We start from the raw sequence: 20,508 nt of genomic DNA, 5'->3' as shown, positions 1-20,508 counted from the left end.
GTAAGGAAGACCCTCTTCCCGTCTCCCATTCTCAAAGCATATTCAGTTGCCATTTATTTTCACTTCCCTACAAGCAGTTCCTTTGCCTTTGCAACGGCTTCACTTGCATTTTCTGCATAACAGTCTGCACCGATCTTGTCAGCCCATGCCTGGGTTGCAGGAGCACCGCCTACCATGACTTTTACTTTGTCTCTGAGACCTTCTTCCTTGAGAAGTTCAATAACATCCCTCTGCCCCTGCAGGGTTGTGGTCATGAGTGCAGAGATCCCTATCATGTTTGCATTGACTTCCTTTGCTTTCTCAACAAAATTCTTTATAGGAACATCACGGCCGATATCATGGACTTCAAATCCGGCAGACTGCAGCATTGTTGAAACAATTGATTTGCCTATATCATGCACGTCTCCTTCGACTGTGCCGTTTACAATAACCCCGAGTTTCTTTGTCCCGGCTCCTGCAGGCATGTCGGCTTCAAGGATCTTGACTCCGGCAGTCATCGCATCGGCTGCCATCATAACATGCGGAAGGAAAAGTTTTCCCCTTTCAAAAAGAGTTCCTACCTGGTTCATCCCTGCTGCAAGCCCTTTTTCTATTATTTCTGCAGGTTCCATCGTTCCCTTTGCTTTCTCCACGGCTGCAATTACTTGATCCTTTTTACAGGAAATTATTGCGTCCGAAAGTTCCTGAAGTAACTCTTCTTTGCTTGCCATTCTCAACCCCCATTTCTAAATTCATATCTGAGAACAGGAAAAATCTCTACGCCGAAAGAACCCCTTACTCTATCTTTAAAAAATAAAGCCCTTTTTCGGGAAAGCCGATTTCCGGAATATTTTCATGCACTCTTATCTGAGGTGGCTTCCTGCGGAAACCTGTTATGTATCTGTTTTTCCAGATTGATTCTCTTTATTTAATGCTTTTTTAATTAATATATTAATATCATACAAAAATTATTAAATATCTCGGATATATCCATAATATTCTTAATTGTTATACTGAGCAATGAGGTGCTTGAGGTTCTGGATGTACAAAAATGAAAAGTAAAAAACGTAAGCATAAAATGCTTAATCCGTGTTTTCAATAAATGCGAATCTCAAAAAGTATGTCAGGCTCTGAACGGCCTGATAGCAGCGGTATAAATGAAAAAATCAGTAAAAAGAATAAGATTTGCCTGATGATAGTTCAGTCATCACCAAGCCCGGAGTTTTCTCCGACTGAGAGCATAAGTTCTCCGTAGAGCAGTTTCTCAAGGACTTCGGCTATATATTTTCTCTGCTGGTATTTCTGAATATCCTCATGCATCTTTATATCCGAATCTACCTGGACCCTTAGAAGGGCAAAATGAAAAGCTTTTTCATTTTTTATCTGGACAGTATGAAAGGCTTCCAGCATGTAAGGAAGCTTTCTGGGATCTTCAATCACTTCACATAACATCAGCATCTCTTCGGGAATATCATTAACATGCAAACACACGTCCTTTTTCCCGGTAATCAGCTGCAGGTTTTTTTCCGAATACTTTTTTTCAAGAATGATTATCTCACCCAAACTTTCCGCCTCCATCCATATAGAAATCTTCGAATTTATCTAATAATTGCTACATATGAATGAAAAAACCTGTTTATCAGGATTCCGGTTGAATCTAAAAAAAGAATGAAAGGTGATAAATATAAAATAGAGAAGGCAGATTTAAGCAAGCATCCCCTTCACTATTATATCTATTGCATCGTCTTCTTCAAGCCCGCGTGCCATAAGAGTTTCTACTTCCTTTTTGTCCACGCAGCCGATAGCAGCTTCATGTGTAACCTTGGCAAGAGGATTATCCACCCTTACAATCGGCACAGCTTCGGCTTTTGCATTGCCCTGTATAACTTCCATGCAGTCAACGTGTCCGCGGGCTCTTGGGGCATGCCCTTCGGTTACTCCCCTGAACATGGATTCTGCATTATCGGTTATGGCAAGACGGCTTTTAATAACGCTGCGTGCATTTTCCCCGTTAAGAGAGATTTTCTCAAGGATCTTTATTTTATCATCCGCTTTTCCATATACCTTTGTTACCATTTCGCAGATAGAGTCTTTCTCGGCATCCACGCTGTAATCGAATTCCAGATACCCGACTCTTCCGGAAATAAGGGAGAAATTAGTGTAGTAGCTGCCTCCTTCTTCAATAGTTATGTGAGCTTTAGGAAGCACCTGGATTCCACCATGCGGACCGTGGAAATGGGTTTCGGTGTATTTCAGGGAAGCATTCTTCCCGATAAGCATCTCGGCATCCATTTTGTGGATAACCTTTTCAGCATTGGGGAAGGTGCAGTGGGCAATAAGCTCTACAGCCGAATCCTCCTCAGCTACGAAGTTCATATTGATTTCCTGAAGCCCGTCTTTAGGGACAAGCCCGAAGCAAAGGTGGACAGGCAGGGGGATCTTATAGCCTTTTTTAATGGTCAATTTTACGTCCACACCGTGTTCGGTCTCTTTCTTCTCAAGGACTATGCCTTCGGTCCCGTTTGCACTGAGAACTTTGTTTCCGCTTATCACAAGGCTTGCAAGATCATGGTTATGCAGAACTGCAGCATTTCCTCCGGCTGCTGTGTAAGCTGCGGTTATATCTTCAACTTCTTTAGAAAGCGCATTCAATGTAATCTGAGCCATTATTCCACCTTCGGGGGAGATACCCGGCTGTCACAGGGTATGCATCTGTTTTTGAAAAATTCGCTTATTTCCACGGGATCCCCGCTCCTGAGGATTGCCCCTTCGCACATCAGGGACGCTTTATCCGAGGCGGCTGCGATTTCTTCCCTGTGTGTAATAACGAGCACTGATGAGCCGTTTTCTTTGAGCGTCTGTATAAGGGAAACAATTTCCTTTAATGAGACCACATCGATTCCCGAGTCAGGTTCATCAAGGATTGCGAGTTTCGGCTTCATGGTAATAATGGAGGCAAGCTCGATGCGCTTTCTTTCGCCCCCGCTCAGCGCTTCGCCAACTTCTCTGTTAAGGTATTTCTCGGGTTTCAGATCGACTTTTCTCAGGGCTTCCTTTATCTCTTCTTCCGTGATGCCGCCATTGCCTCTTGCCCCGATTGCGAGGTAGTCTCTAACCTTCAGCCCCTCAAAACGGGCCGGCTCCTGCCAGGCAAGGGTTATGCCTTTTCTTGCACGTTCGGTTATTGAAAGTGCTGCAACATCTTCCCCATTAAAAATGATGCTGCCCTCTTCGTGTTCATAACCCTGAAGCCCCATCAGGGTGTAGGCAAGCGTACTTTTTCCTGCACCATTTGCGCCTATGATGCTGTGGATTTCACGGTCCCCTACCTCAAGGTTGACTCCACGCAGAATTTTTTTTCCATCACGGCTCAATATCAGGTTTTTTAAGGATAGAATATATGACACCTCTAGCAAATTTTAGTTTGAGCACTGCAGTAAATCCTTGCAGCGCTGCAGGTCTTTAACGGTATTTACGTTTATTGCTAGTCTGGGATTATCAAGTATGAGATTAAAGTCTTCCTGTTCGTTCCGGATTTGAGAACTGTCAAGAATATTTACCCCTGCGGGAACGATCAGTTTTCCATCCTTATTGAATACAGTATCAGGCCTGGTCCCTGTTCCTTTGCAGACGTTGATAGGAACATATACGGAAAGTGCCGGCTTTCCTTCTTCCCTGTATTTCTCGATTACAGAATCAATAAGTTCAGGGTTTATCAAAGGCAGGTCGGACATGATAATCATTACCGGGCCTGTTGTATTTGCGGTTTCCACTGCATAAATCATGTCTCCTACATAGTTCCCGCCAAAAGTCCGGATTACCTGGACCTCGCCTTTGTACCTTTCCTGAATCATAATTTCGGTTTTCGGGGTAACGGGGGAGACCGCTACGAAAACCCGGTCTATATTTTTTGAAGATCTAAGGTTATCTATTACATAGGTAATAAGTGGCTTTCCAAGCAGTTCAACGCAGGGCTTTTCTCCCATTCCAAGCCTCTGCCCGAACCCTCCTGCCATTACAATAGCGTCCATTCTAAACCTCCTGGGTATCCATTTAATGAAAGTTTGAGGGTAACTGCAATAATGATCAGGGCAGTTATCCTCCCAATCTCGTTGGCTGTGCCGATCCCATCGCCGTTTAAGCCACCAAAATGTGCATAGCACCTGTTAAGGAGTACGAGGGCCGAGATGCATGCTGCCAGATAAGGAAGCAGCCCTATCAAGCCAAAGGGCAGGAAGCATACAACCGCTCCGAAAATAAATCCTATGATGAAATTTTTTCGGGTTGCTCCGTTTATTGTCATTTCCCCAAGGCCGGGATAAGCCTGCCCCTCAGGCCGTGGGAGCGGTTTTCCAAAAGCTGCAATTGTCAACATGGACTGTTTGGCACTGGTTTCCGCTATAAGCATTGATGCAAACATAAGAAACGGAAGGTTAGAACCAAAAGCAGTAATTCCTTCTTCCTGAACCGACCTTATGGAACCGTAGAAAGCAAGCAGTACAAGCATTCCGAAAGCAACTCCTCCAGTCCCGAGAGTTGTGTCTTTTAAGGCTTTGATCTTTTTCTCACGGGACCCGTGAGCCATAAATCCGTCTCCCATGTCCGTGACTCCATCGAGGTGGTTAAAGCCCGTAAAATAATAAACAACTCCCATGATAAGAGCTGCCAGGACTGGATCCGGAATTACAAGCTGCCCTATATATGCAATTATCCCTATGATAAGCCCGAGTACGGCTCCCACGACAGGATAAAAGTAGATCTTTTTCATGAGCTCATCGATCCCTTCCATACTGATTCCCACAGGGATCGTGGTCAGGAAGCCAAAACCCGACTTAAACGCAAGCAAATATGAATTCATTATGTACCGCCTGTTTTTCAGTCTTTTCTTTCAAACTCTGCCATACCTCTTGAATACATATTGGAGGATACTCCTCCTATGAGACCACCTATGACATCATCCATAAAAGGTCCCAGGTTTGCAAGGATTCCGGGTTTTAATTTGTCATACCTGACAAACTCGAATGTCCCTTTAGAGCCGCTTATGTAATTTGCGATGCTGTTGCCCAGCACTTCGTCTGCAATTATGAAAGTAAGGTCTTTTTCGTAAGACTTTTTACTGAGGTTAGGAAGGTTTCCTGCTCTGCCTTCCCTCTCCAGCAGGACCCCTGAGTAAATTAAAAGGCAGAGATTGGGGTCCGAAAGAGCAAACTTGAGTTCCCTTTTAAACAGGGCTTCGGCTTTTTCCCTTGTCTCAAGTCCGGGGTGAGGGACATACATTTCGAGAGCCGTATCCGCAAGGTCCTGGACGCTTATTCCTTCTTCAGCAAGGACGTCAAGGATGTCTGTGGTGGCTTTTTCCTCTATTTTTTCAGGCTGCCCTTTTTTCAGGTCCCTTTCCTCAATATCTGATAACTTCATACTGATCTCTCCGGGGGTTGTCGAAACGGTTACTTCAGGACTTCTCATATTCTTAAAACGGTTGATTTTGAAACAACTAAGCTTAAAACCAATTTTTTAAGCTTCTGTTCCGGTATGTAATAGGCTGCTACTTCCAGCATCACTATTGGGCATATTCAGATTTCTTAGAATCTCGGGTTTCACGTAAAACTCCGGTTGTAAGCTTGACCGGGACCCAGTAAATTAATCGATTGAAATCAATAAGTTTGAATTGATGAATTTGAAATTAATGGGGTATTCACGGAAGGTAATTAGGATGTACGTTTACAGATCAGGGGTAAATGTAGATTCCCATCATCTGTATTACTGCCACAAAAGCAACAAGTGAAAACCCTGAAGCAATTGCTATTAATTGGGATACACGTTTTATATCTTTTATCTCGGTAGGGGGATACGAGGCTCCAAGAACATAGGTGTCAGGTTTCTCAAGCTTTACTCCCAGAGCTCCGGCAGTAGCAGCCATAGGATATCCGGAATTGGGAGATGGAGTTTTCATACCGTCTTCAAGTGCAGCCTTTACGCTGTCAAAGGGATTTATTTTTCTTCCGTTTTTAGGGAATAAAGATATCGTCAGGGCTGCGACAAGGATAAAGATAACTGAAATCCTGGCAGGGATCCAGTTAAGCACGTCATCGGATTTTGCTGAGAAGTATCCCAGTTCTCTGTAAGGCTCGGTTTTGTATCCTACCATTGAGTCCAGAGTGCTTATGGCTTTAAATGCGTATGCAGCTACAAGCCCGTATCCTCCGAAGACTGCGTAATAAAAAATCGGGCTAAGTATGCCGTCAACATAGTTTTCTGATACGGATTCCACAACAGCCGAAGACATCTGGGTTTTTGTCAGTTTGGAAGTGTTCCGGCTTACGTAGATAGGGAGCAGTTCTCTGACTTTCTCCAGCTGGTTTTCTTCAAGGTGTTTGTAAATTTCCCTTGCAGGGCTCAGCAGACAGTTGATTGCAAAGGTGGCTTTAAGGAAATAAGCTTCTATCAGGAGGGCTAAAATGACAGGAATCCCGGGAAGGGTTGCTATGTAGAGGACGGTATACCCCAGTAAGGATGCAAAGAGAACACAGCAAAGAGCCATTGCAGTGCCGTAGAGTTTCCTGTGGGTTTTCGGGGCTGCATTTTTCAAAAAGGTAATTAATTTCCCTATCCAGACAACAGGGTGAACGGCAGCAGGGGGTTCTCCGAAAACGATGTCTATGGCTGCAGCTAACAGAAGTACCAGAGCGAGATGCCCGCTGTCCGGTATGATCATATGATAGGCTCCATCACTTTTTTCCAGGCTACTTTTACGAGTTCGTCAGTATCTCCTTCCTGCATAAGGCAGTCAAGGATTTTCTGTGCTATTTCCTTTTTATGGACAAGGTGGCAGTCAACGCAGCTCCATACTCTGCCGCCTCTTGATCTCTGGATCCATTTTCCTCCTGTTTTTTCGTTTTCACAGGGGTAAAACGGACAGAAGCAGAAGGTACAGTTCTGGCCTTCAAAATGGCAGGGGTAATATTCACAGGTCTTCCTGCCTCCTATGCCTTCTTCACTGGCTTTTTCTATTACGTGCTGCAGTTCGTTTTTTGCCTGTTCTCTGCCCCATTCGGTGATAACGTCCCCGATTGCAGCAATGAGCCTGTCATTTTCTTTTTCGGTCCTGACTGCAACCCTTATGTAATCTTTTCCAAGACCGTGGAAAGAGACACAGTCACGGATCAGAACTCCACGAGAGGCAAGGCGTGCAGCCAGTTCGCTTGAATTAAGCATGAACTTGCTTATATCAACGAAAATAAAGTTAACATTCACTTCCCCGGCTTCAAAACCCCTTATCCTGTCAAGTTTGGCTTTGAGAACCTCTCCTTCTTTCAGGATCGTTTCTCTGGCTTTCTTCAGGTAAGGGCTGTCAATCCCACCTTCTATGTTGAGAAGTGCAATTCCGATATTGTTTGCAATAGCTCCCAGGTTCCAGGACAGTCTTGCTCTATTCAGGATATCAGCCATGGCCGGAGAAGCTATCCCGAAGCCCATCCTGATTCCGGGGATTGCAAAGTCCTTTGTAAGGGAACGCATGACAAAAACGTAATCATTGTTTGCAGGAAGGTCTGCTACACTCTGTGCAGGGTCGGAAAGCTCTATGAACGCTTCGTCTACATAGAGAAGGGTTTTATGTTTCCTGCAGCGTTCTGCAAGAGCTTTGAGTTCTTCCCTGCTGCGGAGCTTTCCTGTAGGGTTGTTAGGATTACAGATAAAAAGGATTTTTGCTTCTTCCAGCACCTCATCAGGGAGTGTATTTACTTCGTCCTGCGAAGGATATACCGGTTCTGCTCCCATGATCCGGCACTGCATTTCATATTCTCCGAACGTAGGCCAGGGTAATAGGACTTTATCTCCTTTTTCTATCACGGACTCGACGACAAGCCGGACTATTTCCGTTGAACCGTTCCCCGGAATAATGCTCTGCGGTGTTACTCCGAGTCCTACGAATTTTGCAGCAGCTTCCCTGAACTCTACATACCTGTTGTCAGGGTATTCCAGGAGTTTCCCGTGACTCTTTTTAATAATATCTTCAAAGTTTAGCCCACTTTCCGGATCGTCAAAGGGACTTCCCAGCGGGTTAAAGTTTGCACTGAAGTCGAGAATTTCGTTTTCGGGGATCCCGTACGTCTCCGAAGTTTCCTGGATTAGCCCTCCATGTCTGCAGGGCTTCAGGGCCAGCAGATGCTCCCTTAAAGGTACACTTCTTTGCTCTGACACGTTGATCGCAAATATTTAGCGTGAATCATGTATATTAAGTTGTTTATTATATTATCCCGTACAAACTTGCCTTTATTTGCTTTATGGTTGTTTGATTGCGAAAACTTGGGCGTCTGGAATCCATTCTACTTTATTTTACAAAATAAATATATTACTTCTGTTTTGCATGCTCCCATAACATTGGTTTTTCTGTCTCAAAATGCATCCTAATTTTCTGACTGTTATGCATAATTAACGAAAAAGTAAAATAGCTTGCTTTTAACTAGCATCCAGAAAAGCTGAAAGGCAACAGAATAAAACCCGTAAAATTACAGGAAAACGGTTTTTTTACGAGAATTTATATCCTGTTTGTGGAATGTATAGAGTGATTTATCCGAACAGGCGGCTGTGTATTCAGCAGATTCTGTGTGTTCAGCAGATTATATCTTCAGCAAAGTTCTCTAAATTCTATATATACCAGGTGCATTAAAAAATGACAGTCAACAGGCCAAGAGGGACCCGGGACTTTTTACCCGCAGATACTGCCCGGAGAAGGTACGTGGAAAGCGTTATGCGAAATGTTGTCCGTAACTGGGGATACAGTGAAATCATTACGCCCACGTTTGAACATCTGGATCTTTTTACCCTTAAGTCCGGAGAAGGCATTATAGGTGAACTCTATAATTTCACGGACAAAGGTGGCAGAGAAATGACCCTCAGGCCGGAACTCACGGCTCCTGTCATGCGGATGTATGTAAATGAACTTCAGCCTTTCCCTAAGCCTTTGAAATTGTTCTACTTTGAGAATTGTTTCCGCTACGAGCGCCCCCAGAAAGGCCGCTTCAGGGAGTTCTGGCAGTTCGGGGTTGAACTTATCGGAAGCGGGAAATCCGACTCTGATGCTGAGGTTATTGCCCTTGCCGATGCCCTGCTAAAAGCAGCGGGCATACAGGGTAATATGAAGCTTGGAAACCTTGCAGTGATCCGTACGCTTTTGAAAGGGCTTGAACCCGAGATTGTGAGCAAGGTCATGAGGCTTGTGGACAAGAAAGAATATGCAGGCCTTGAAGCCCTGCTTGATGAGATCGGGGCAGAAGAACAGTTAAAGTCTGATCTCTTCCGCCTTATCAAACTTGAAGGCAGGTATATCCTTCCTGAAGTAAAAGGAATAGTAGGGAACATCCCTGAACTTGTAAGCTTTGAAAAAACACTCAAGCTTCTTGATGCATATGGAGTCGATTATTCTCTTGACTTCGGAATTGCCCGCGGTCTTGATTATTACACAGGCATGGTTTTTGAGGTCTATGCGGAAGGTCTCGGTGCCCAGAAGCAGGTCTGCGGCGGAGGGTCTTACCAGCTTATACAGCTTTTCGGGGGCGGAGATGTGCCTTCAACAGGCTTCGGAATAGGCTTTGACAGAATAATGGAGATCTGTCCTCTTGTTCCTCCGGCACAAAAGAGCCTTGTACTGGTCTCAAAGCCCGAAACTCATCTCGAAGCTGTAAAGGTTGCAACTGAATTAAGAAACTACCTGCCAGTCCAGATAGACCTTATGGAGCGCAACTTCAAAGCCCAGCTCTCCTACGCGAATACCATCAATGCCGATTATGTGGTAATTGTCGGAGAAAAAGAGCTAGAGGCAGGGAAGCTGACTCTCAGAGACATGGTTTCCGGAGAACAGGAACTATTGACACTGGAAGGGATTATAGGTAAAGTTGCAGGGCAATAAAGTTGAAAACTTTCTTTCCTTCCTGTTTTTCTTTTTTTCATTTCTGCCTTTTTTTCTTTTTTTCATTTCTCTTCTTCATTTTCTTTCTTTTTTCCTTTATCCCTTTATCCATCTTTTTGCCCATATGATTAATTTGCAGTCAATAGTTTATTCCTGTAATATTTATTTGCAGAATTTATTATTTATCACGAAAGCAATCTATTTATAGACAAACTGTGTAATTTTTATTAGATTTAATCCCTAAATTTTTTCAGAGTCTGGATTTCAGGAGGTAAATTTACGGCTGGGAAAGCGCAGGAACTGGTCTGTAAGATTGGGGCTGAAGAGTCTGCTGTATGTGGGCTTCCTTTCAGGCTTACAGTTACAGGGATTCTTTTTGCAATGCTTGTGCTTATCTCTTCAGCATCTATCTCCGGTTTTCTGGGGGAAGTAAAGGAGCGGGAAACAATGGACGAAGTTACGAAACTAACAGCTGCTGCCGAACAGCTTTCCATACGCGGGGAGGGCAGTGAGCTTGTCCTCGAAATAGACGTGCCTCAGGGGGCTTCTGTGATTTTCGGGACTCTGCCGGGCCGAGAAGATAACTGGCCAGAGGATGCGGATAATTATGGTTTCACCATTGGAGGAAAATCCAAATTTTATCCTGCGTTTGCTTCCTTTTCAAATTATGAGCTCAACGGTCCCGTATCTTTTGGTCCGGGCAAACACAGATTAATTCTCTCAACAAAGATTGACCAGGAATCAGGAAGACTTTTTGTTCAGATCTCCGAAACCGGAGCTGGCTAAGAACAGAAAGTCAGGAAGACATTTATGATAAAGGAATTCTTAGCAGAAGAATCTGCATGGGCTGACTTTTTGATATCGAAAGCTGCGCTGGCTCTTTCCAGTGTAGTTCTCTTTGCAGCCCTTTTTCAACTGGCTGCCGGTTTTAAAGATCTTGAGGCACAGGAAGAGCTGGATTTCCTTGCCAGGGATTTCAAAGCCGCAGTAGATAAGGTAGGAGCAGAGAATTTTCCCGGGGAAACTCAGGAAATCTCTTATCGTTTTGATGAAAATGAAGTTTTTTTGGCCTCTCCTTTTGATGAAGATCTAGAGGTTTATGTGTCAGGAGAATATGTCCATTTGAAAGCCGAATCAGGCGGAGAAAATTTCAGCGCTGTAAGGCCGTTTACCTTCAGGGTACTTCCTTTCAACGAGTCGGAACTCAGGGGGAAAGTGTATGCAAAATTCGGAAACGATGGCAGTGAAATGTCTCCTGTGTCAGCTGATTCTCAGGAAATTATTGAATATCTCAGGATGACCGGAACCGAAGAGGTTCTTTTAAGCGCAAATGATAACATCTCAATAAAAAAAGAATTAGTCTATATAAGGGGCAGTGAGGAGGTTTCTGCTTTTGACTATATCCTCGTTTATCAATAACTGGCTGGAATCTGTAAGTAATTTTGTAAAAAAGCCTGGTGATTCGATTCTGCAGGATGAAAAAGGGGTTCTTGAACCTCATTCCGATCTTGTTGCCACTGCTCTTGCTGTGATAGGTTTCGTGGTTCTTGCAGCCTTTCTTTCAAAGGCATATACAGGGTATGAGGGCTGTTCCTTTTCCCTTGAGAATTATGAAAGTGCATCCCTTCTTGCATCAAATGTAGCAGAATCACCTGTCCTGAAAGCCGAAAATCAGGGAGCGATTTCTGCATCAGCCCTGGACAGGCTTTCCGGTCCAGAAGGGCATGATGAGAGAAAGAAATTTTTTGCTACATTCTCAGGAAATTATCCTTTTATGGTCGAAGTCCGGACAGACAATGGACAATGTCAATGGGTAATAGAGCCTGAAACTGCAGAATCCGGTTACTTTATGGGAAAACAGAAGAAAGTAGCGGCTTCAGTGCCTGTTGTAGTCGAGTTAAGTCCCGCAGAAACGGTTCCAGGAACACTCACTGTAGTGCTTTATAAAACTCCCTGGGTGTAATGCAGGATTAAACTGGACTCTTATCAAATGCAGAACTTGACGATCCATAGCAGGAGATCAAATCCAGAAAAACAATCGGGAATAAATAATACAGGTGAAATCTTTGAGGTCTTCTCAAAACTCTGAAGAGATGCAAAAAGTAAATAGTGAAAAAGTAAAGACTGAAGCTGTTAGAGAATCTTCAGGTTACTCTACAGTTTTTGATGCCCTTTTTTTGCTTGTGTTAATTTCACTTTCCGGCATTATTCTTATGCCTTCCCTGCAGGCTGATGAACAATATGCTGCATCCGGATATGTGACTTCTTCAGAACTGGATACCTATCTGCTTGAATCTCTTCTTTCCTGCAAGCTTGAGGATTTCGAATATGAAATCTCGCCTCTATCGGTAGTTAATATTTCAGTCCCTGAAGATTCAATTGTGGAAAGTCCTGCTCACACCCTTTTCGGAAAGGAACAGAAGCACAGGACTTTTGCTGACCTGACAGCCGAATATCTGGCTATTTCCCTCAGGCTGCAAGGAAACAGCTCTTCTTTTTCCCTAAATCCGCTGGCTGAAAACTATTCCGATCAGGCTTCTGAAACCATAGCTTCTTATCTGGATAGAAAAGCAGCAGGAAGATTTTCATATCGATTTGAAGCTTACTGGTATCCTTTAGAAGCTTTTCCTATGGGAAGTGAACTTATTATAGGAGAAGAACCGCCTGTAGATGCTATTCGACAGAGCACAAAACTTTCCATGCCTCTTTATGCAAATGCGCCTTCCAGGGCTTCACTTCTTGCCTGCGTGAACGACTCCATTCTTGAAGCTTCCCTTAACACTTCTGAAGAAGAGGCTTCAACAATACTTTCTCAGGCTTTTAATGCTTCTCTTGATGCTGCAGCTCTTGAAGGTGCGGAGACGGCTGTTGATCTGCTTTTTTCCTCAGATTATTCGGGATCGGTTTTCGGAGAGGAAGCAGATGAATCTTTTGAGACTTTGCTTTATGGAGTTTCCGAAAATAGGGGTGAAAGAAATTCCTCCTCAATGGAAGATGAATTTAATGCCCATATCTCGGAGCTGTTTGAAACAGGTTTTTCACTTAATTCTGAAAATTCTTCAGAAACCTCCTCTACTGCAGAGCTCTCTCAACTTGAAGTCCTGCTTGTGAATCGTATCAGAGCAGATATTCGGGCAGAACTCGAGGCTGAATTTTCAGGTGAAATCAACGAAACCGTTTATTCAATAGTTGAGGCTGAAAATCTCTCCGAAGCCCGGAATCTAAGGGATTCACAGATCGAAGCAATTTTCAGGCAGATAAATCCTGGAGGAGCAAGAATAATCCTCTATCTCTGGAAACCATTTTAATTCTGTCAGATCCGGAATTCCGACACAAAGTATATATTATATGGTGCGCTCTCTAGTCATGTTTTTACCGAAAAACTCAAGCTTTTACAGGAATTCCTGAAAAGCCACGCAGCAGTTTGCTGTGGCGGATTAAAATCTCCCGATCGATGTGTTGGTCCGTTATAGTCGGTAAAGATATAACTTCAGCCCGAAGAATTTCCTTCCGGGCATCGATCAATTGATATCAGGAGAGTTATATATGGCAAAAATGCACACCAAAAGAAAAGGCAAATCCTCTTCCACCAGGCCTAACAGAACCGAGCCGCCTGAGTGGTGCAAGATTGGAGCAGACGAAGTAACCACAATTACACTTGATCTCTGGAAGCAGGGCGTTTCCACCTCCGAAATCGGAATGGTCTTAAGAGACCGCTATGGAGTCCCTGATGCCAAGCTCGTCACAGGCAAGAAGATCACAACTATTCTCGAGGAAAACAACGTTGCTCCTAACGTTCCCGAAGACCTTACCAACCTGATTGTAAAGGCTCTCAGGCTCAGGAAGCACCTTGCTACTAACAAGAAAGATGTCCACAATAAGCGTTCCCTTAACCTGACCGAGTCCAAAATAAGAAGGCTTGTAAAATACTACCAGCAGGAGAAGGTACTTCCGAGAGACTGGTTCTACAAGCCTGAGACCGCAGAAATGATGATTACCCGATAAATTTGGAACTTCCCTTTCGGGATTTTTCCACTTAAGGATTGAGTTTGCCTTCCGGCAAACCTCCTTAGACTCTTTTTAAGACAAAATCTTACGTTGCCTCTTTGTTAAGGTATTTAAATGTCAAGTTCAATAATTTTATTCTAATATTTTTTCATAGCTGTGCTGTTTTCATTATTATTCCAGTTTTTCCACTGCTGCTTCATGACTTGCTTGCAGCATAGTTTGTACTGCAATCCCATACAGGGCTTCCCGGAACCACACATCTCATACCTGAAATCTCTCCTATTACAACAGGCAGGCCATATACCTCTTCAATTACCTGTGGGGTAATTACTTCTACTCCTCCGTGGGCGTGAACCTTTCCTCCCTTCAAAAGGATAAACCGGTCTGCATACCTTAGAGCCTGATTCAGGTCGTGCATTGTCATCACAGCCGCAATCCTGTGCTCAAGTACTATCTGCCTTATAGTGGCAAGGATTTCTACCTGGTTCTTCAGATCAAGGCTGCTTGTAGGCTCGTCAAGGAGAAGGACTTTAGGTTCCTGGACAAGGGAACGTGCTATTGCCACTTTCTGGAGTTCGCCTCCGCTCATCTCATCAATATAAGACAGGCGCAGGTTTTCCATTGAGAGCCGCCTGAATACCGAATCCACGATCTTGAGGTCTTTTTCCGTTACATCCCATTTAATATGGGGACGCCGCCCCAGGAGGACTGCATCAAAAGCTGTAAGCCTCCCTGTCTCCACACGCTGAGGAACGTAACCTATCAGGCGCGCAATCTCCAGAGTCCCAAGATTGAAGAGATTTTCCCCATTGATATTCACAAATCCTCCTTTTGGATGGAGGATGCGGTTCAAGCACTTTAACAGGGTAGTCTTGCCAACCCCGTTCGGGCCGAGGATTACCACAACTTCTCCTTCATCGATTGAAAAGGCAATCTCATGCAGAATCTTACGGTTACGATATAAAAACTGGAGGTCTTCTACAGATAGAATCATCGTTTATACCCCCTTAGAAGCAGGTAAATGAAAGTCGGTGCTCCCATGAAAGCTGTAAGGACGGAAACAGGAAGCACATATGGCGATACTATGAGTCTGGCTGCTGTATCGGATGCCAGAAGGAGGATCCCTCCAAGCAGGGTTGAGCCGGGTATCAGGTATCTCTGGTCATCCCCTATGACTCTCCTCACCATGTGAGGGCAGATCAGCCCTACAAATCCGATTACTCCAAGGAACGAGACAATAACGGCAGAGACAAGTGCAGAGATAATCATGCCTACTGTCCTGACTTTTTCTACATTGACACCGAGCCCTTTTGCGGTCTCGTCTCCTGCATCTATGGCATTATAGTCCCAGCGGTTAATTATAAAGAACAGAGTAGCAAACAGGACAACACCTGTCATAATCTTAAGTTCCAGCCAGTTTGCTCTCCCTACATCACCAAAGGTCCAGAAAACAACTGCTGCAAGCTGAGTATCATCAGCAAAGTACTGCAGAAACATCGTCCCTGCGGTGAAAAGGGAAGAAAGGGCAACGCCTGCAAGTACCATTACTTCGGGTGAAGATGCCCTTATCCGGGAGATGAGCAGAATTATTCCGGTAGCAAGGAGACAGAAAATGAAGGCTACCATCGTCGTCAGGTAAGGGTTGTTAATTATTACGGCATCTGCAACGGTTGACTGCATTTTTCCAGTCCCGAGTATAATTACAGAAACTGCAGCTCCGAATGCCCCTGCATTGGAGATCCCAAGGGTAAAAGGTGATCCGAGAGGGTTTCGCAGGATAGACTGCATTACCACTCCTGAAACTGAGAGCCCGGCTCCTGCTACTATTGCAGCAAGAGCTTGAGGAAGCCTGATATTCCAGATTATTGAGTCCCATTTCACAGAGATGTTATGTCCCATTATCGTTTGCAGCACCTCATAAGGAGGTATTGTCACTGCTCCTACCGATATCGAGTAGATGAGCATAAAAAATAGGAGCAGGAGCCCCCCCATAATCCAGAAGTATTTTTTTCGCACGTATACGAGGTAATCTTCAGGAACTGCTCCGTCGGCAAAATGCACTTATTTATACCCTCCGTGTTATAATGGAATCTGTTTAAAGCCGGTATCATTGTACTGTCCGTTCAGCTCAGAGAACACAGGTTTGCCAAGGAAGAAGGTGTATATCTCATCGGCTTTGGCTTCAGGGTCAATGTCCTCAAACCGGTCCGGATAGAGCACTTTTCCTACAAAATAAGCGTTTGCAAGCACCGACTCATAGTTGGTGGTATAGAAATTATAGGGGATTACTCCGTAAACATTGCCGTTCTTAACGGCTGAAAGCCCTGTGAGGGACGAATCACTCTTGAGTTCCCCGATAGCTCCTTCGTTGCCAAGCTGAAGAGTACCGATGTCGATGAAGATATATTCCGGGTCCCAGTCTACAAGTGCCTCTTTTGCAATGTCAGCATGCTCTGTGCCCATTCCGGCTGCAACATTATTTGCATTCACCCAGAGGAAAGGCGGATAAGCCGGCTCGGTTGAAATTATCCCGTGAGCTCCTGCAATGCTTACCCCTCCAACATAAACAGTTTTTCTTTCTGATTCCGGAATATCTGCAGTCCTGTTTTCGAGATCCTCCATTGTAGCTTCAATATAGGCAATCACTTCTTCTGCCCTTTCCTGCTTTCCCACTACCTCCCCCATTAGCCGGAGTGAGCTATACATTTCGGTTTTTTGCTCTTCATTCCTCAAGGACCCGTAAGGGAATGAGATAACCGAGATTCCGGTTTTTTCCTGGAGGCTGTCAGCTTCAGCGGCGTTTGCTGCAGAAGATTGGCCAGTTGTGCCCGCCTTCAGGACAACCTGAGGATTGACTTCAATTATCTTTTCGGGGTCATCTTTACCTCTGGCTTCTCCGATCAAAGGATAATCTTTAAGCTGCGGGTTTGCAAGGGCATAGGGTCTGCCTTCAATTTCTGCTTCCTGTTTTTCCAGGCTGTCAACTCCCACTACAAGGTCCTGGGCCTGAAGATATACAAGATACCGCATGGCTCCTGCCCCTGAACAGACGACGCTTTCAACGTCTTCAGGTATGTTAACATCTCTGCCGAACCCGTCAGTGACTGTGATTTTTGCAGATTCTGTTAGCTCTTCGGTGTTTGTAGTAATCCCGGCAGATTCTGCTGGCGATTCACCTTTCCCATCTTCAACAGAAGTGGATTTGCTCGTGCACCCCGAGGTCATGATAAGGGAGATTATGAGCACTCCTATGAAAATTACTCTTGTCAATTTGTTACTGGATTCCTTTTTCATGTTACTATCCTCTAATTTACTAGAGAAAGAGTATTACATAAAGTTAACTAAATTTTTCAATTAATTATTATATGATGGACAATCTAAAAATATAGGTATGATTTCTTGTGACTCGATATCTGCTTGATAATAATCAATAAAAAGAGCATGAATGTGTTGATGTATTGAATATTTGATTGGGAAAGAAGAACAGAAACAATTCAAAATAAACAAATCGGCAAAAAATTAGAGGAGAGAATCAGAATAGTAGGGATCTGAGCCCTCAGTATTCAGGTTCCATCCCTTCAATCTGGGAGAAGGTTTTTTTCATTTCTATTCCTTCTTCCACACGTTGTTTTTTTGCTTTCTCGTAGTGAATGGCCTGAACAGCTACATTATAGAGCTTTTCCAGTTCATGAGCTGATTCCAGGGTAAGGAGTGAAAGGACCTGCGGATACTCTCCGTCGCGCACAACTATCCCTTTGAATACATGTCCAACGGCACCTGAGAGTTTTTCAACTTCAGTCGAGATCTCATCTATACTCAGGTATTTGCGGTCACCTTTGATTACGATCATCGCCCTGCTTGCTTCTTCATAAACATTGGTTGAAAACAGAAGTCCTGAAGGTGAGAGTGAATTCTGAATTGTTGTTTTGATAGGCATTTCTTTATCAGCTCTGAAAAAGCCGATAGTTGCAAGCCCTGCTCCTCCGCTCATTACTGTCTTGAAGTCCCCAAGGTCCGTTACCATCATCATCTCACTGTCAAGTGCATCGAGAAGGAAAAGAAGGCGTTCTGCAACCATGTCATTTATGCCGTTATAGGCTTCTTCAATATTTCCTCCGATATTTTTCAGGTACTGGTTATCAGCAAGTATTATTCCGTCTGCCCCGCTCTGACGGATGTCCCTGATTGAAAAAGCTGTGTTTTGAAGATAAAGGGTTCCTTCTTCTCTAAAAGGCAGGACTACGACACAATATACTGGATAATCATAGCGGTTCTTCATTTCTCTTACGAGAAGAGGGGTAAAGGAAGAGCCTGTGCCGCCCGAGGCTGAGGTCAGTACAAAAGCAATATCAAAATTACCCCTTTCTTCAACCTGCCGCATGATCATCTCTTTATTTTCTTCAAATACCTGTTTTCCAACATTCCTGTTTGCACCAACTCCATGGAGATGGGGAATGTGGACTCTGTCTTTTGCTTTTGTAAACTTCATCTCTTTTAAGTCATTAACAGCAGTGTTAAATGCAAGGGTTTCAACATGGCTTTTAAATTTCTGCTTTGCATAGAATTTAGCAAGCTTATTACAGTTTTTTCCCCCACCCATTGCATGCCGGTTAATGGAATCCAGAATTCTGTTTCCACATTGCCCGTTTCCTATTACCAGTATATTGAGCAAAAAACTCCTCCATTTAAAAGGTAAATTCCCATTTTTTTCCTGTACTTATTTTATTTCACTTCTTTTTTATATTATTAATTAAGTTTTCTTATTTAATATCTGTATTCTCTGTGCCGCCTGTAAATGTGAATTCCAATTGCAGCAAGAATCGCCAGTGGAATTGCAATGTATAACGGATTTTTCAACAGGAAGTCGAACCTTCCTTCTTCAACGTCAATGCTGGAGGTTGCAAACGTATCATTCTGTTTTATATTCTGGGCATCTACTCCATTATTGTACTCGTAAGAAAGCTCAGAACTTATGCTGTATTTGCCCACTTCCTTCGCTTTTAAAGTATAACTGAACTCTTTGTCATTGTTGGGCTGCAGGGTATCTATGTATATTCTGGGTTTCCCGCCAACAGTTTCAATCCCTTCACCTCCACTGACATATTCCATTCCCTCCGGAACCACAATGTCAAGACGTACAGCCTTAGCAGGGGCATTTCCTATATTTCTCATAATTACAGTTGAGGTGATCCTTTCGTTCCTCCTTACAGATGAGAGATCCACGTTCATCATGGTTTCAACATCTGCTCTCTGTTTATCCCCTTCAAGTACAGTAATGGTGGGAGTGTTGGAAGAAGACTCATAGGTCTGGCCCGCACTGTTCGTATAGGTAGCAGTCACAGCTCTAAGGTCGAAAGTTCCTGCCTCGGTTGCCTTTAATTTATATATACAGACCAGGGTTTCAGGTATTGATTTCCCGAAATCAATTCTTGGTATTCTGGTTGAAACTTCGTAAGTAGTCTCTTTCAGGACAAAATGTTCCTGCTTTGGGTCCGTAAACAGCACATCGTATGCAGCATCGTTTCCGGTAGCTTTGGCATTTACTGTGACAGTTATTACATCCCCTACCTCTATTTCGGATTTATCGACATTTTTGCTTACCACAAGCTTCGGATCTCCTGCAAAAGCTGCCCCGGAGCGTCCACTTTCAATCACCTCATTAACATAGAGATCTCCTATGTTGTAATTTGACATAGTAATCTCCACTGTAGCTCTGGGTAATACGCCTCCTGTATGAACGGACTCAAGGCGCATCTGGATTTTACCCCCATCTTCAAAATCGAATTCAACGCTCTCATTTACATCCAGCAGGCCGGTTTTGATTTGTTTGTCTCTCTCGTACACGTAGTATGAGGCAGTACCGGCTTCAGAAATATATCGGTAATTTCGATTACGTAATTATTAAGCTGATATACCTGTCCTTCCTCAATGTCTCCTTCATATACCAAGGTTCTTGCCGATGCTGTACTGCCAAGTGCTAACAGGATGAGAAATGCAAACAAAACAGTTCTATGAAACCCTTTCACCTTCAATTCTGCTACCTCAAATATATTATAAAAAAGTTAATTCACAGCAGGTTATTCTACTTTTAATTATTTTTCAAACTATTATTTTTAATCCGTTTTTTAAACTATGTAACTATTATTAATCAGCTCGTCACGGACACAGTCAATAGTTATTTAATTATCTTGTTATGTTTTATAGAAAATTCCAGATCAACAATTATTATTTATTATTTCTTTCACTCTCTGCCTTGCCGCAAAATACGCTGATGAGTGAATGATGTTCTATTGCCTCTTAACGTGCAAATAAAAGATCATTTGGACTTCTCGAGGCTGGATTTAATTGTCTTTCTTTTCTGGGTCATCCATTTTCTCTTATCTAATCATTTTATATTTTTTTACTATTATTTCTGTAATCTTTATTATTTTCTTCCTTTTTATCTTTTCGGTGTTTTTAAATTCTGGAGAGAATGGAGGAATAAGCAATAAATAAAAATTTATTCTCTGATGCAAATATTTAAAAAAAAGTCTTCAAAAGGGAAATCTTTTAAACAAAAAATGGAATGACAAATACTTAAAATTAAAGCAAAATACATTAAATAAGTTTCA

The 20,508-nt window shown here is 43.4% G+C and carries 20 protein-coding genes; 6 read left to right on the top strand and 14 right to left on the bottom strand.

Annotation, left to right across the window (positions count from 1 at the left end; translation table 11 throughout):
• Nucleotides 1-59 precede the first annotated feature (59 nt).
• The 9 genes from mtbC to cobD form a co-directional block, all read right to left on the bottom strand.
• Nucleotides 60-710 (bottom strand): dimethylamine corrinoid protein MtbC, encoded by a 651-nt coding sequence (gene mtbC / locus PLL47_RS11605; RefSeq protein WP_324446365.1) that lies wholly within the window; start codon nt 708-710, stop codon nt 60-62.
• A gap of 469 nt (nt 711-1,179) precedes the next feature.
• Nucleotides 1,180-1,542 carry a hypothetical protein gene (locus PLL47_RS11600; protein WP_324446364.1) on the bottom strand — a complete coding sequence of 121 codons (363 nt, stop codon included), beginning with the start codon at nt 1,540-1,542 and terminating at the stop codon, nt 1,180-1,182.
• Nucleotides 1,543-1,683: 141 nt separating this feature from the next.
• Entirely contained in the window at nt 1,684-2,646 is a 963-nt protein-coding gene (locus tag PLL47_RS11595; RefSeq protein WP_324446363.1) for a SufB/SufD family protein, read from the bottom strand.
• On the bottom strand, nt 2,646-3,353 hold the full coding sequence (locus PLL47_RS11590; RefSeq protein WP_324446362.1) for an ABC transporter ATP-binding protein: 708 nt from the start codon (nt 3,351-3,353) through the stop codon (nt 2,646-2,648). Before PLL47_RS11590 ends, PLL47_RS11595 begins: the two co-directional genes overlap by 1 nt.
• Nucleotides 3,354-3,398: 45 nt before the next feature.
• The gene (locus PLL47_RS11585; protein WP_324446361.1) at nt 3,399-4,010 is read right to left on the bottom strand and encodes an NTP transferase domain-containing protein; all 612 of its coding nucleotides are present in this window, start codon (nt 4,008-4,010) and stop codon (nt 3,399-3,401) included.
• Nucleotides 3,995-4,837, bottom strand: coding sequence for an adenosylcobinamide-GDP ribazoletransferase (gene cobS / locus PLL47_RS11580; protein ID WP_324446360.1), 843 nt, complete (start codon nt 4,835-4,837; stop codon nt 3,995-3,997). The genes PLL47_RS11585 and cobS overlap by 16 nt, the downstream gene beginning before the upstream one ends.
• 17 nt (nt 4,838-4,854) lie before the next feature.
• Nucleotides 4,855-5,397 (bottom strand): alpha-ribazole phosphatase CobZ, encoded by a 543-nt coding sequence (gene cobZ / locus PLL47_RS11575; RefSeq protein ID WP_324446359.1) that lies wholly within the window; start codon nt 5,395-5,397, stop codon nt 4,855-4,857.
• Nucleotides 5,398-5,707: 310 nt separating this feature from the next.
• Entirely contained in the window at nt 5,708-6,694 is a 987-nt protein-coding gene (locus tag PLL47_RS11570; protein ID WP_324446358.1) for a cobalamin biosynthesis protein, read from the bottom strand.
• Nucleotides 6,691-8,181: a threonine-phosphate decarboxylase CobD gene (gene cobD / locus PLL47_RS11565; protein WP_324446357.1), complete on the bottom strand. Its 1,491-nt coding sequence runs from the start codon at nt 8,179-8,181 to the stop codon at nt 6,691-6,693. The genes PLL47_RS11570 and cobD overlap by 4 nt, the downstream gene beginning before the upstream one ends.
• 472 nt (nt 8,182-8,653) lie before the next feature.
• On the opposite strand from cobD, the gene hisS reads away from it, so the two are divergent.
• The 6 genes from hisS (at nt 8,654) to PLL47_RS11535 (ending at nt 13,894) form a co-directional block, all read left to right on the top strand.
• A complete protein-coding gene (gene hisS, locus PLL47_RS11560) occupies nt 8,654-9,889 on the top strand; it encodes a histidine--tRNA ligase (RefSeq protein WP_324446356.1) in 1,236 nt (411 codons plus the stop codon).
• 381 nt (nt 9,890-10,270) lie between these two features.
• Nucleotides 10,271-10,675: a hypothetical protein gene (locus tag PLL47_RS11555; protein ID WP_324446355.1), complete on the top strand. Its 405-nt coding sequence runs from the start codon at nt 10,271-10,273 to the stop codon at nt 10,673-10,675.
• Between the two features lie 24 nt (nt 10,676-10,699).
• Entirely contained in the window at nt 10,700-11,308 is a 609-nt protein-coding gene (locus PLL47_RS11550; RefSeq protein ID WP_324446354.1) for a hypothetical protein, read from the top strand.
• Nucleotides 11,283-11,852, top strand: coding sequence for a hypothetical protein (locus PLL47_RS11545; RefSeq protein WP_324446353.1), 570 nt, complete (start codon nt 11,283-11,285; stop codon nt 11,850-11,852). Before PLL47_RS11550 ends, PLL47_RS11545 begins: the two co-directional genes overlap by 26 nt.
• A gap of 130 nt (nt 11,853-11,982) precedes the next feature.
• A complete protein-coding gene (locus tag PLL47_RS11540; RefSeq protein ID WP_324446352.1) occupies nt 11,983-13,197 on the top strand; it encodes a DUF7284 family protein in 1,215 nt (404 codons plus the stop codon).
• 238 nt (nt 13,198-13,435) lie between these two features.
• Nucleotides 13,436-13,894 (top strand): 30S ribosomal protein S15, encoded by a 459-nt coding sequence (locus tag PLL47_RS11535; protein WP_324446351.1) that lies wholly within the window; start codon nt 13,436-13,438, stop codon nt 13,892-13,894.
• A gap of 199 nt (nt 13,895-14,093) precedes the next feature.
• On the opposite strand, the gene PLL47_RS11530 is transcribed toward PLL47_RS11535, so the two are convergent.
• The 5 genes from PLL47_RS11530 to PLL47_RS11510 all read right to left on the bottom strand — a co-directional run bounded on the left by PLL47_RS11530 (nt 14,094) and on the right by PLL47_RS11510 (nt 19,741).
• Nucleotides 14,094-14,891 carry an ABC transporter ATP-binding protein gene (locus tag PLL47_RS11530; protein ID WP_324446350.1) on the bottom strand — a complete coding sequence of 266 codons (798 nt, stop codon included), beginning with the start codon at nt 14,889-14,891 and terminating at the stop codon, nt 14,094-14,096.
• Complete coding sequence (locus PLL47_RS11525; protein WP_324446349.1) at nt 14,888-15,958, bottom strand: FecCD family ABC transporter permease; 1,071 nt, start codon at nt 15,956-15,958, stop codon at nt 14,888-14,890. Before PLL47_RS11525 ends, PLL47_RS11530 begins: the two co-directional genes overlap by 4 nt.
• Nucleotides 15,959-15,976: 18 nt before the next feature.
• Complete coding sequence (locus PLL47_RS11520; RefSeq protein ID WP_324446348.1) at nt 15,977-17,191, bottom strand: iron ABC transporter substrate-binding protein; 1,215 nt, start codon at nt 17,189-17,191, stop codon at nt 15,977-15,979.
• Between the two features lie 262 nt (nt 17,192-17,453).
• Entirely contained in the window at nt 17,454-18,569 is a 1,116-nt protein-coding gene (locus tag PLL47_RS11515; protein WP_324446347.1) for a tubulin/FtsZ family protein, read from the bottom strand.
• 92 nt (nt 18,570-18,661) lie between these two features.
• Nucleotides 18,662-19,741 (bottom strand): BatD family protein, encoded by a 1,080-nt coding sequence (locus PLL47_RS11510; RefSeq protein ID WP_324446346.1) that lies wholly within the window; start codon nt 19,739-19,741, stop codon nt 18,662-18,664.
• Between the last annotated feature and the right edge of the window lie 767 nt (nt 19,742-20,508).

The sequence above is a fragment of the Methanosarcina sp. genome, assembly GCF_035390745.1.
Taxonomy (GTDB): domain Archaea; phylum Halobacteriota; class Methanosarcinia; order Methanosarcinales; family Methanosarcinaceae; genus Methanosarcina.
Note: the sequence above shows the minus strand (reverse complement) of the source record. Positions and strands in the feature narration are given on the sequence as shown.

Excerpts from the sequence above, each read along its gene's own strand:
- mtbC (WP_324446365.1), bottom strand. The coding sequence starts at position 710 with ATGGCAAGCAAAGAAGAGTTACTTCAGGAACTTTCGGACGCAATAATT.
- hisS (WP_324446356.1), top strand. The coding sequence starts at position 8,654 with ATGACAGTCAACAGGCCAAGAGGGACCCGGGACTTTTTACCCGCAGAT.
- PLL47_RS11550 (WP_324446354.1), top strand. The coding sequence starts at position 10,700 with ATGATAAAGGAATTCTTAGCAGAAGAATCTGCATGGGCTGACTTTTTG.
- PLL47_RS11595 (WP_324446363.1), bottom strand. The coding sequence starts at position 2,646 with ATGGCTCAGATTACATTGAATGCGCTTTCTAAAGAAGTTGAAGATATA.
- PLL47_RS11540 (WP_324446352.1), top strand. The coding sequence starts at position 11,983 with ATGCAAAAAGTAAATAGTGAAAAAGTAAAGACTGAAGCTGTTAGAGAA.
- PLL47_RS11585 (WP_324446361.1), bottom strand. The coding sequence starts at position 4,010 with ATGGACGCTATTGTAATGGCAGGAGGGTTCGGGCAGAGGCTTGGAATG.
- PLL47_RS11520 (WP_324446348.1), bottom strand. The coding sequence starts at position 17,191 with ATGAAAAAGGAATCCAGTAACAAATTGACAAGAGTAATTTTCATAGGA.
- PLL47_RS11530 (WP_324446350.1), bottom strand. The coding sequence starts at position 14,891 with ATGATTCTATCTGTAGAAGACCTCCAGTTTTTATATCGTAACCGTAAG.
- PLL47_RS11555 (WP_324446355.1), top strand. The coding sequence starts at position 10,271 with ATGCTTGTGCTTATCTCTTCAGCATCTATCTCCGGTTTTCTGGGGGAA.
- cobS (WP_324446360.1), bottom strand. The coding sequence starts at position 4,837 with ATGAATTCATATTTGCTTGCGTTTAAGTCGGGTTTTGGCTTCCTGACC.
- PLL47_RS11570 (WP_324446358.1), bottom strand. The coding sequence starts at position 6,694 with ATGATCATACCGGACAGCGGGCATCTCGCTCTGGTACTTCTGTTAGCT.
- cobZ (WP_324446359.1), bottom strand. The coding sequence starts at position 5,397 with ATGAAGTTATCAGATATTGAGGAAAGGGACCTGAAAAAAGGGCAGCCT.
- PLL47_RS11535 (WP_324446351.1), top strand. The coding sequence starts at position 13,436 with ATGGCAAAAATGCACACCAAAAGAAAAGGCAAATCCTCTTCCACCAGG.